9 protein-coding genes are annotated in these 11951 nt (G+C 35.4%); 7 read left to right on the forward strand and 2 right to left on the reverse strand.

Going from position 1 to position 11951, the window contains the following annotated elements; all coding sequences use genetic code 11:
- Positions 1-2298, forward strand: a complete 2298-nt coding sequence (gene bglX / locus GM921_RS08900; RefSeq protein ID WP_182922299.1) for a beta-glucosidase BglX — start codon at positions 1-3, stop codon at positions 2296-2298.
- A gap of 197 nt (positions 2299-2495) precedes the next feature.
- Positions 2496-3272 (forward strand): carboxylesterase family protein, encoded by a 777-nt coding sequence (locus GM921_RS08905; protein ID WP_182922300.1) that lies wholly within the window; start codon positions 2496-2498, stop codon positions 3270-3272.
- A gap of 57 nt (positions 3273-3329) precedes the next feature.
- Here the strand turns inward: GM921_RS08905 and GM921_RS08910 are convergent, their stop codons facing one another.
- A complete protein-coding gene (locus GM921_RS08910) occupies positions 3330-4058 on the reverse strand; it encodes a YebC/PmpR family DNA-binding transcriptional regulator (RefSeq protein WP_182922301.1) in 729 nt (242 codons plus the stop codon).
- An 84-nt stretch (positions 4059-4142) separates the two neighbouring features.
- Positions 4143-5090 carry an NAD-dependent epimerase/dehydratase family protein gene (locus tag GM921_RS08915; protein ID WP_182922302.1) on the reverse strand — a complete coding sequence of 316 codons (948 nt, stop codon included), beginning with the start codon at positions 5088-5090 and terminating at the stop codon, positions 4143-4145.
- A 189-nt stretch (positions 5091-5279) separates the two neighbouring features.
- On the opposite strand from GM921_RS08915, the gene GM921_RS08920 reads away from it, so the two are divergent.
- The 5 genes from GM921_RS08920 to GM921_RS08940 all read left to right on the forward strand — a co-directional run bounded on the left by GM921_RS08920 (position 5280) and on the right by GM921_RS08940 (position 11942).
- Positions 5280-5846, forward strand: coding sequence for an RNA polymerase sigma factor (locus GM921_RS08920; RefSeq protein ID WP_182922303.1), 567 nt, complete (start codon positions 5280-5282; stop codon positions 5844-5846).
- Between the two features lie 97 nt (positions 5847-5943).
- Entirely contained in the window at positions 5944-6963 is a 1020-nt protein-coding gene (locus GM921_RS08925; RefSeq protein WP_182922304.1) for a FecR family protein, read from the forward strand.
- Between the two features lie 247 nt (positions 6964-7210).
- Positions 7211-10108, forward strand: a complete 2898-nt coding sequence (locus GM921_RS08930; protein WP_235969809.1) for a TonB-dependent receptor domain-containing protein — start codon at positions 7211-7213, stop codon at positions 10106-10108.
- 50 nt (positions 10109-10158) lie between these two features.
- On the forward strand, positions 10159-11067 hold the full coding sequence (locus tag GM921_RS08935; protein WP_182922306.1) for a sugar phosphate isomerase/epimerase family protein: 909 nt from the start codon (positions 10159-10161) through the stop codon (positions 11065-11067).
- 218 nt (positions 11068-11285) lie between these two features.
- Positions 11286-11942 carry a gluconate 2-dehydrogenase subunit 3 family protein gene (locus tag GM921_RS08940; protein WP_182922307.1) on the forward strand — a complete coding sequence of 219 codons (657 nt, stop codon included), beginning with the start codon at positions 11286-11288 and terminating at the stop codon, positions 11940-11942.
- Positions 11943-11951 lie beyond the last annotated feature (9 nt).

An 11951-nucleotide genomic window follows, 5' to 3' on the forward strand; every position in this document is an offset into this window, starting at 1 on the left:
ATGAAAAAAATCAGTTGCCTATTTCTATTAGCCGCTCTACTATCAAATTCTATTTTCGCTCAGCAAAAGAAAACTGTAAATCTTGCACAGCAGAAAATGGATACATTCATTAACTCCTTACTATCTAAAATGACTGTTGATGAAAAAATTGGTCAGTTAAATTTGGTTACAGGTGGAGAAGCAACAACAGGCGCTACGGTAAGTACAGATGTAGAAGCTAAAATTGCAAAAGGTAATGTTGGCGGAATTTTCAGCATGACAACTCCTGAGAAAATTCGCAGGACACAAGAAATTGCTATGAAAAGTCGTCTAAAAATTCCGTTAATTTTTGGACAAGATGTAATTCATGGTTATAAAACTACATTTCCAATTCCTTTAGCTTTAGCTGCCAGTTGGGATTTACTCTTAATAGAAAAAACTGCTCGTGTAGCTGCTATCGAAGCCAGTGCCGATGGTTTAAACTGGACATTTTCGCCTATGGTAGATATTGCTCGTGATGCTCGTTGGGGAAGAATTGCAGAAGGAAGCGGAGAAGATACCTATCTCGGTTCGCAAATTGCCAAAGTAATGGTTAGAGGTTACCAAGAGAATGATTTGTCTAAAAACAACACCTTAATGGCATGCGTAAAACACTTTGCATTATATGGCGCTGCCGAAGCTGGGCGAGATTACAACACTACCGATATGAGTTTAGATAGAATGTACAACGAATATCTCCCTCCATATAAAGCTGCGCTTGATGCTGGCGCTGGTAGTATTATGGTCTCTTTTAATGATATTAATGGAGTACCAGCAACCGCCAACAAATGGTTATTAACTGATGTTTTGCGCAAACAATGGGGCTTTAAAGGTTTTGTAGCTTCAGATTATACTGGTGTTGTAGAATTGGTTAATCATGGTTTGGGCGATTTAAAAACGGTTTCTGCCTTGTCCTTAAAAGCGGGTACAGATATGGATATGGTGAGCGAAGGCTATCTCCTAACCTTAAAACAATCGTTAAAAGAAGGCAAAGTGACTATTGTTCAAATAAATAATGCCTGTCGCTTAATTTTAGAAGCGAAATACAAATTAGGTTTGTTCGAAGATCCTTTTAGATATTGCAGTGAAGAACGTGCTAAAACTGAAATATTAACACCTGCCAATATTCAATTTGCTAGAGAAGCCGCGACTAAAACTTTTGTATTATTAAAAAACGATAATCAGACTTTACCCCTAAAAAGAACTGGTACCATTGCTGTAATTGGCCCGTTGGCAAATACCAGTACAAATATGCCAGGCACTTGGAGTGTAAATGCAGATTTAGCCAAAGCTCCAACTTTGTTGCAAGGTTTAACAGAAGTTGCAGGTAAAGATGTTAAAATTCTTCATGCTTTAGGATCTAACTTAATTGCCGATGCAAATCAGCAAACTTGGGCAACCGCACACGGTAGAGATATTCCGAGAGACAACCGACCTGAAGAAGAAATAATTGCCGAAGCAGTAAAAACGGCTAGCAAAGCTGATGTTGTAGTAGCCGCCTTAGGTGAAGCTTCCGAAATGAGTGGTGAAAGCTCTAGTCGTACAGATATTGGAATACCCGAAACACAGAAAAAGTTGTTAGCTGCTTTATTAAAAACTGGCAAACCTGTTGTATTGGTTTTATTTGCAGGTCGGCCAATGACGTTGAAGTGGGAAAGCGAAAACGTTCCTGCAATTTTAAATGTTTGGTTTGGTGGTATCGAAGCAACAAGAGCCATAGGTGATGTTTTATTTGGCGATGTAAATCCTTCAGGAAAACTAACCGTTACTTTCCCTCAAAATATCGGGCAAGTTCCACTGTATTACAGTCATAAAAATACTGGCCGACCACTAGGAGATAAACCTTGGTTTACTCGTTTCCAATCTAATTATTTAGATGTAAGCAATGAACCTTTATATCCTTTTGGTTTTGGCTTAAGCTATACTACATTCGATTATAGCAACTTTAAATTAAGTAGCAACACGTTAAAACCAGGTCAGAAATTAATAGCTAACGTTACCCTAACCAATACAGGTAAAGTAGCTGGCGAGGAAATTGTTCAATTGTACACAAGAGATTTAGTAGGCACAAGTACCAGACCAGTTAAAGAACTAAAAGGATTTCAAAAAATTAAATTACAGCCTGGAGAAAGCAAAGTAGTTACCTTTAGTTTAACTGAAGAAGATTTAAAATTCTTTAACAGTGACCTAAAATTCGTAGCCGAATCCGGCGATTTCAAAGTATTTGTAGGTCCAAATGTGAGAGATGTAAAAGAAGCCGATTTTAAATTAGTTAAGTAAATAATCTTGTCATTCAGAGCGCAGCGAAGGATCCCTAGGTCGAATTACAAGTTATAGTGTTCATGTTTGGAAAGATTGCTTCGTAAACTCGCAATGACGGGGAGTTTATTTAGCATTTAACTAAGAGATTCTTCGCTGCGCTCTGAATGACAAAGAACACTCTGAATGACAACACCTGAATAACAAAAATTATCAACATGAAAAAGACCATTCTATTCCTACTACTCCTATTTACCATCTCGACAGGTTTTGCTCAAGATTTATCCAAGTACAAAAAAGAAAATTTCATTCAAGGTACTGATACCTTAAAGTATAGAATTTTATACCCTGAAAACTTTGATGCTACAAAAAAATACCCAGTTGTTTTCTTCTTACATGGCAGCGGCGAAAGGGGTAATGACAATGAAAAACAATTAACACACGGCGGCAAACTATTTCTAACAGATAATTTCAGGGAAACCTACCCCACTATCGTAATTTTCCCTCAATGCGCAGAAGATAACTATTGGTCTAATGTAGAAATTGAAGAAGTAAGTGGTAAACGTTTTTTCACTTTTCAAAAAGGTGGTGAGCCTACAAAGCCGATGGCACTTTTATTAAAGTTAACAGATCAATTCGTAAACCAATCTTTTGTTAACAAGAGCAAAGTTTATGTAGGTGGTTTATCTATGGGTGGTATGGGAACATTCGAAATCCTAAGACGAAGAACCAAAACCTTTGCCGCAGCATTTGCTATTTGCGGTGGCGATAACATTCAAAATGTAAAAAAATATCAGCACGTTCCACTATGGATTTTTCATGGAAGATTAGACGATGTTGTTGCCCCTCAATTCTCCTTTAACATATATAGAGAATTAAAAAAACTGGGCCACGAACCCAAGTTTACCATCTATCCAAAAGCCAATCATAACAGTTGGGATTCTGCTTTTGCAGAACCTAATCTGTTGCCTTGGTTGTTTAGTAATCAAAAGTAAAAAAGAAAGCCCCCCTAGATAATCTAGGTGGGCTTTCTTTTTTATTAGAGAGAAATATTACTCTGCCATATTATGATAAACAGCTTGCACATCATCGTCTTCTTCTAATTTATCTATCAGTTTTAAAACATCTAAAGCCTGTTCTTCAGAAACTGGATGATGAGATAAAGCGATACGCTCTAGCTTTGAGCTTTTCAACTCAATACCTTTTTCTTCTAAAGCCTTTTGTAAAGGACCAAAGTTTTCAAAAGCACCTTGAGCTACTGCAATATCGTTTCCTTCTTCGTCAGATTCTACATACAATTCTTCCAACCCAGCATCAATTAATTCGAATTCTAGTTCCTCTAAATCCAAGTTTTCTGCAGGGGCGAACCTAAAAATAGACTTACGATTAAACACAAAATCTAACGAACCAGTTTTACCCAAAGTACCGTTAGTTTTATTAAAATAACTGCGCACATTTGCTACCGTACGGTTAGTGTTATCTGTTGCAGTTTCAATTAGTACAGCAACGCCATGCGGGGCATAACCTTCGTACACAATTTCTTCGTAGTTGGCCATCGATTTATCTGAAGCACGTTTAATTGCAGCTTCAACCCTATCTTTTGGCATATTTACAGCCTTCGCATTTTGCATGGCAGTACGCAAACGAGAGTTAGTTTCTGGGTGAGGCCCAGCATCCTTAACTGCCATTACAATATCTTTACCAATACGCGTAAACTGCACAGCCATTTTGGCCCAACGCTTAAATTTTCTTTCTTTTCTAAATTCGAATGCTCTTCCCATATAATTAGTATTGAGTATTGAGATATGAGATATGAGACCTTACGCCCTCTACCTTCCAGCCCTCTACCTTTATTTATTCCTTAATTAGCTTTTCTTCAAGTTAACAAGCATATCTTCCGTCATTCTTGCTAAATCGAACTCTGGTTTCCATGCCCAATCTTTTCTAGCGAAATTATCATCGATAGATTTTGGCCAGCTATTCGCTATTTCTTGACGAGGATCGTTTTCTGTGTATGATAATTTAAAATCTGGCATGTGCTTACGTATTTCGGCAGCTAATACTTCTGGCGTAAAGTGAACTCCTCCAAAATTATAGCTTGAACGAATAGAAATCTGATCTGCTGGTGCATCCATTAATTCGATGGTGCCACGAATAGCATCGTCCATATACATCATTGGCAATTCTGTTGTTGCCGATAAAAACGAAGCATAACTTCCTTTCTTTAATGCTTCATGGAAAATGTGAATGGCGTAATCTGTAGTTCCTCCACCAGGTGCAGCTTTCCAGCTAATTAAACCTGGGTAACGGATACTTCTTACATCTAAATTGTATTTCTGATTGTAATATTCGCACCAACGCTCGCCAGCTAGTTTACTAATTCCGTAAACCGTGTTGGGATCCATTGTACAATATTGTGGTGTAGCATCTTTAGGAGAATTTGGCCCAAATACTGCGATAGAGCTTGGCCAATAAACTTTAGCAGTTTTAAATATCAAGGCTAAGTCTAATACATTTAATAAACCATTCATGTTCAAGTCCCAAGCTAGCTTTGGGTTTTGTTCGCCAGTGGCGGATAATAAAGCGGCTAATAAATATACTTGTGTAGGCTTATACTTCTGAAAAATATCTTTAAGTATTTCCTTATCCAAAACGTTTACAAACTCAAACGGCCCAGCATTTTTAGTTTCATAATCTGGTCTGCGAATATCACAAGCAACCACATTATCATTGCCGTATCCTTTGCGTAAAGCGGTAACTAATTCGGTGCCAATTTGCCCGTTAGAACCTAGTACTAATATTTTCTCATTCATACGGTAGCAAAGGTAAAAAAATGCTGCAAACTAGGTAAAAAATATGCGCCACTTAAAAATAATAATTCGATTTTTTGTTGAGCAATTTGTTAGTGTATAGTTCAAACTAATGAAGTTCTTTTATCGGGTATATTCAAAAACATCAATAAAATAATTTATTACATTTACGTAATATTCCTGTAACTAAATATGACCTCTATCGAACCCGAACAATCTAGTGAATTAGTATTGCGTTTAAAATCGGGAGATGTTTTGGCTTATGAAATCATTTATAATGTTTTTGTTAAGGAATTACTTGCAACAGCTTATAAAAAAACTGGCGACCGTGTTTTAGCGGAGGAATTGGTTCAAAATATCTTTATTTCTATTTGGGAGAAAAGAGAAAGCTTAGTTATTATAAATTTAAGAGCTTATTTATTTGGCTCCTTAAAATTGAGCGTAATTAATCACATTCGTTCTCTTGTTATCGAAAACAAATACAAAGAATATAAGCAGGTAAGTTTTCAGGAAGATTATCAAGACACTTCGAACTTGGTAGATTTGCAAGATTTATCAGGCCTGATTGAAGAAGGGCTTAATTCTCTTCCAACAAAAACTCAAGAAGTGTTTCGATTAAGTAGATATGGTAATCAATCTACAAAAGATATTTCATCAAAATTAAAAATTTCTGAGAAGGCGGTAGAGTATCATATTACACGTTCACTAAAACGTCTTAAGCAATATCTTAAAAAATTCTATATTTTTTTATACCTGTAATACAGCTACTTACATTAAAATTAAACATAAGTTTAGTTTAGGTTTAGGGTTACGCCCTTATTAAGTTACTTGTAGTTAATAACCCAAATATTTCTTTATGAACAAACAGTCGTTTTTAGATTTGCTTACCCGCTATCAACAGGGAAACTGTACCGAAAGTGAAAAAATCTGGCTCAACCAATGGTATAATTTACTAGGCGATAAAAACATTAAAAATCTTTCATCAGTTGAGTTAAATGAAATGAAGGATACTATTTGGTTGAAATTAGAGAAACACACCCAAAAGCCAACAAAAACTAGAACATTAAAACCCGTTTGGTTTAAAGTTGCCATTGCTGCATCTATAACTATTGCCTTTGTTATTTCAGGTCTTTACCTTACTCGTAACCGTTCTGAGCAATCTTTTCTTAATGCAAACAGCGAATTAAGTCTTATTTCTAAAACAAATACCTCTTCAAAACCTATTTTAATTTTATTGAGTGATAAAAGTGAAATTACGTTAAAACCTAATGCAAGTATAATTTACCCTAAGGTTTTTGCAGTTAATGGCAGAAAAGTTTACCTAAAAGGTGATGCTTTCTTTTCGATCAGTAAAAATCCTAGAAAACCATTTTATGTGTACAATAATAATCTAGTTGTTCGGGTTTTAGGGACTAGTTTTTTTATAAAAGAATCGGCTCATGATTTACCAGCCGAGGTATCTGTACGAACAGGGAAAGTAAGGATTGATGAAAATACTGATTGTAGATTGATTACTTTACCCGGAACACAAGTAGCCAAACCAGTACTTTTAACGCCTAACCAAAAAGGCGTTTATAAAAACCATGTTATTAATAGTACTGTGGTCGAAGAACCAATTCTGCTCTCGGTAGCTTATAACAAACGAGAAGTAGCTGATTATAATTTTAAAGAAGAAAGATTGAGTGCAATTTTCAAAACCTTATCTAAAGCATACGGTATAGAAATTAAATCGGCAAACAGCGAAATACTAGATTATACATTTACTGGAGATATGAATAGCAAAGGCCTGTATGAACAACTTAGCCTTATCTGCGGATCTATTTCTGGTAAATATGATGTAATAGGAACCACTATACTTGTTTCAAATAAAAAGTAACCAATTAACCAATATATAAACTAAATGTAACCATGATGAAAAATTCCACTTCTAACAGCTCCTAGTCGCGGCTCAACTTTCCTAATATATTTCTTAATAACAAAGCCAGCAATGTAGGGCATTGCCGGCCAGTTAAATACATTCAGCATGTATTAGGGTATTTCTATGTCCAATAAATCCGATTATTTAATGAACAATAACCAAATTTATGAAAAAAAAACAACTTATTTCCCTGGCTCTATATGCAATGAGAAATTCAATCTATCAAATTCTGGCCATCACCATCTTCACATGTAGCGCTCTCGCCAAAGATGTGGAGGCACAAAGTTTTTTGAATAAACAAATCTCCATAACGGCCGAGCGCCAAGACATTAAAACAATTATTGAAAAAGCAGGTAAACTTGCTGATGTAAAGTTCGTTTACAGTCCGAAACTAATTAATTCTGACAGAAAAATTTCCATCAATTTAGTTAATCAAAAACTTAAATACTTTTTAGAAAATTCGCTAAGATCTTATGACGTAGGTTACAGAATAATTAAAGATCAAATATTACTATATGCGATAAATGCCAATAATCAGGCAGAGCCGATACCTCTAAGCTTATTTGATGGTGTGGTTACTGGTAAAGTAACCGATAGCAAAGGCAATCCATTAGTAGGTGTTTCTATTGCAGTTAAAGGAACAACTATTGGCACTAATTCTGATGCTAATGGTGCATTTGCGCTAAAAGGGTTAACTGCTGATAGTAGAATTTTAGTACTTACCTACGTTGGCTACATTTCTAAAGAAGTAAATTTAGCTAATGGCAATGCCGATGAAACACTAAACATTAGTTTATCAGAAGATGCACTACAATTAGAAAGCATTGTAGTTACTGGCGGTAATCCGAAGAAAAAATTAGAAAGTAGTGTGGCGCTAACATCCGTAAGCAGTAAAGATATTTCTAATCGTGCGCCATTAAATAGTACCGATTTACTTAAAGCAATTCCTGGCTTAACAGTTGAAAGTACAGGTGGTGATGGGCCTGGTAATGTTTGGGTAAGAGGTTTTCCGCAGCAAGGTGGTTATATCTTTCTAGGTATTCAAGAAGATGGATTGCCGTTGTTACCAACTGGATTTAATTCTAATCCATCTATAGATCAATATTATAAAACAGATTTAACTATACAAAATATTGAAGCTATTAGAGGTGGTAATGCATCTATTATTCAAGCCAATACTCCTGGTGCGGTTGTAAATAACATCAGTTATACTGGAGCGGATAAACAATATGGACAGTTTAAATTTACAACTGGGTTTTCGCAAGGCTTATATCGTTTTGATGGAAATACAGGTGGCAAAATTAGTGATCTTGTGAAATATAATATCGGTGGTTTTTTTAGAACAGATAAAGGTGTAGTAAACCCCGGCTATTCTCCTGCAAATGAAGGTGGACAAGTTAAAGGAAACATGACTTTTAATTTCAAAAACAATAAGGGTTTTATTAGAGTATATGGCAAGTACATTAATGATAAAGTACAATGGTTATTAACTAGTTATTACCCTTATGATGGAACTGGGAAACCAACTAAATATGGTAATTATGATATGGTTAGTCAATCTATTACACCAATTGAAACCGATTGGAGTTATACTGATCCTGCTGGTTCTGCTCATAACTTTAGCCTAAAAGATGGTATGCATACCAAATTAGGTTCTGGAGGATTTCAATTTAATTATTTAACTGATGGAGGTTGGCAAATTGTAAACAATTTCCGTTATCAGAAAACACGTACAAATAGTACATTCTCAATTCCAAGTGGCATTACTGCACGAACAACTACCACTCCATACTATTATGTAGGTGGTGCTCCTGCACCATTTACAGCTGGCGATCAGGTTATTACTTCTTCTGCTGGTGGACAATTAAACAGTGATGAGCAATTTGTTGATTATTTAGATTTAAAGAAAACTTTTAAAAGTCATAGTCTAAGTTTGGGCGCAGGTATCCATCAATACAATCGTGATGATTTGAGATATGCTTTCCGTTCGTTTTCAGAATTTAAAGAAAACCCACATGTTTTATTACAATCGCCAACAGCAGCAACTAGAACAGTACAAACCAAAACAACTGTTATTGGAGATACTAGAACTTTATCCGCCTATGCGAGTGATGAGATTAAAATCGATAATAAATGGCGATTGGATCTTGGCGTAAGAATAGATAATCAGAATGTAAAAGGTCGTAGACCATTTTATGCTTTTAATACCGATGGAACTCCAAATTATACTGCAGCGGCAAACCCAACAATAGCTGGTTATACTGCTTACGATGAAACTATAACTAATTGGGCTGCATCTATCGGAACAAATTATAAGGTAAGCAGTACCACAAGTTTATTTGCCCGTTTAACAAAAGCCTATAACGCACCAAACATTGGCGATTACAATGCTACTGCTTATAATGCGGCAAATATTAAAAAACGCCCAGTTTACTTGGCCGAAATTGGCTATAAGTATGCGAAAAACAATTTAGCCATTTTTGCATCTGGAAGTTATTCGGCCATCAAAAACACTTCATTAACTATCAATGTTCCAACTATTACTTCTGGTACGCAGGCTTTAATTGCTTTCGGTTCTACCAGAACCTGGAGTGCTGAATATGAAATATCTTACAAAATCATTAAACCATTAAGCTTAAGGTTTACCGGTACATTGCAAGATTCGAAATACACAGATTACAACGCATCAACAAGAACAAATTCGGCTGTATTAGCTCAATTAGGAGATAAAGTTTACAGTTTTACTGGTAATAGAACAGAAAGAGTACCTGTACTAAATACAGAACTTGGGGCTAATTACGAGTACAAAAACATAAACCTTTATGTTGCTGCAAATTATATTGGTAGTCGCTATACTTCACCTAGTGAAAGTTATGAATTGCCTGCTTATGTGGTAATGAAGGCTGGAGCTGGATATAATTTCACTAAAAAAGTTTCCATCAGATTTTGGGCAGATAATTTACTAAATGCAAGAGTATTAACCGAAGGTGATGTTCGTGGAGATCAATTCAGAGATTTTTCTGCGGTAACTCCAGGAGCATTAATGATAGGAAGAACTTTATTACAACGTACTTTTTGGGGTTCATTAGCTTACTCATTCTAATAACCAAAGCCGGAGTTTAACAGCTCCGGCTTTTAAAATTTAAAATCACCATGACAAATAGACGATCATTTTTACAAAAAATAGGACTTGTAACAGCTGCAACATATTTAAGCCCTTCGCTCCTTTCATCAGCTTTAGCCAGTCCAGAGAAAAACAGTAAAATAGGTATACAACTGTTTACTTTAAGAGAGCAACTCACAGCAAATTTAGAAGAAACAATAATTAAGGTTGCAAAAATTGGATACAATCAAGTAGAAACTTATTATGGCTATCCAGGCAAATACGAAGTAAAAGGCTTTTGGGGATTAGAAGCTAAATATTTTTCTAATTTATTAAAAGCAAATAAGTTAACATCGCCAAGCGGGCATTACAATACAACCGAATTTTTAGCCACAGGTAAGGATACTCTTTTAAAAACCTACATTGAAACCGCCGCAACAGTAGGGCAAAAGTATTTTGTAATTCCAGCTTTACCAACCGATATTAGAACTGCTGGTAGCCTTGATGATTATAAAAAGATGGCAGCGAGATTTAATGAGGTGGCAGAGCTTTGCAGTAAATCGAACATAAAACTTGCTTACCACAATCACAATTTCGAATTTAAAGATCAGGGTAATGGCGTTACTGGTTATGATATTTTACTAAAAGAAACCGACCCTAAACTAGTAAGCTTTGAACTCGATTTATTTTGGGCAATAAATGCAGGACTAAATCCACTTGAAATGTTTAAGAAAAACCCTGGTCGTTTCACAATGTTTCATGTTAAGGATATGGATAAACAGGATAAAAGCGTTTTTGCAGAAGTAGGTTCAGGAAGAATTGATTTCAAAAGCATTTTTGCCGAATCAAAATTAGCTGGCTTAGCTTATATCTTCACAGAACAAGATGTGATTAAAAAAGACGTTTATCAGAGTATTACCGAAAGCTACAATTATATCAAAAAGAACTTAGTAGTGTAATCCTTAAAACAAATTACAACATGCCTTATCATAGCTAACGGTTTAACTTTTAATAAAAACAAAGTGATAATGTAAGATAATTTTTACAAAGCATACATCGCTATAACGTACTCTCAAAGTGTACTTTGTACAATAACTTATTAATTTCAATCGTAAGTGTTCTACTTTTAAAATATTATTACCTAATTTAATTGCTCAAAACAACTTAACCAAATCATATGGACAGAAGAGAAGCCGTAAAAAGTGTAGCTTTTTTAATTGGTGGAGCATTATCCGCTACAACAATTGCCACTTTATTTGATAGCTGTAACGAACCTGGTAAAAATAGTGCAAATCTATTTACAGCAGATCAGGAAAAGTTAATTACAGAAATTGCCGATATCATTATCCCTACAACAGCAAAATCTCCAGGAGCTAAAGCAGCCAACGTTGGGCCATTTATTACTATGATGGTAAAAGATTGCTATCCAGAAGATGCACAAAAAGCTTTTGTAAAAGGGTTAGAGGATATTGAAACTAGATCCAAAAAAGATTTTGGCAAATCATTTTTCGAAATTTCAGTTAAAGAACGCGAACAACTTATCATTAAAGTTAAAGATGAGACTGTAGCAGCTCAAAAAACAGAAAAAGAAGAACTTGAAAAAGCTGGGAAATCAGACAAAACTGATGAAAAGCAAACTAGCCCAGTAAAAGCAGCACCCATGAAAGATGAGAAAAAAACGAAACCAATGTTTTTTGCAATTGCTCGTGATTTAACCCTACTAGGTTTCTTCACTTCAGAAATTGGCGCTACAAAAGCTTACGAATATGTTGAAATTCCTGGGCGTTATGATGGAAACATGACTATGAAACCTGGTCAAAGAGTTTGGTCTTAAACCTTATTA

Origin of the sequence: Pedobacter planticolens (assembly GCF_014172375.1) — a bacterium.
Classification (GTDB): Bacteria; Bacteroidota; Bacteroidia; order Sphingobacteriales; family Sphingobacteriaceae; genus Pedobacter; species Pedobacter planticolens.

What these genes read in the sequence shown, in the direction of transcription:
- bglX (WP_182922299.1), top strand. Translation starts at nt 1, where the DNA reads ATGAAAAAAATCAGTTGCCTATTTCTATTAGCCGCTCTACTATCAAAT.
- GM921_RS08910 (WP_182922301.1), bottom strand. Translation starts at nt 4,058, where the DNA reads ATGGGAAGAGCATTCGAATTTAGAAAAGAAAGAAAATTTAAGCGTTGG.
- GM921_RS08925 (WP_182922304.1), top strand. Translation starts at nt 5,944, where the DNA reads ATGAACAAACAGTCGTTTTTAGATTTGCTTACCCGCTATCAACAGGGA.
- GM921_RS08935 (WP_182922306.1), top strand. Translation starts at nt 10,159, where the DNA reads ATGACAAATAGACGATCATTTTTACAAAAAATAGGACTTGTAACAGCT.
- GM921_RS08905 (WP_182922300.1), top strand. Translation starts at nt 2,496, where the DNA reads ATGAAAAAGACCATTCTATTCCTACTACTCCTATTTACCATCTCGACA.
- GM921_RS08940 (WP_182922307.1), top strand. Translation starts at nt 11,286, where the DNA reads ATGGACAGAAGAGAAGCCGTAAAAAGTGTAGCTTTTTTAATTGGTGGA.
- GM921_RS08930 (WP_235969809.1), top strand. Translation starts at nt 7,211, where the DNA reads ATGAGAAATTCAATCTATCAAATTCTGGCCATCACCATCTTCACATGT.
- GM921_RS08915 (WP_182922302.1), bottom strand. Translation starts at nt 5,090, where the DNA reads ATGAATGAGAAAATATTAGTACTAGGTTCTAACGGGCAAATTGGCACC.
- GM921_RS08920 (WP_182922303.1), top strand. Translation starts at nt 5,280, where the DNA reads ATGACCTCTATCGAACCCGAACAATCTAGTGAATTAGTATTGCGTTTA.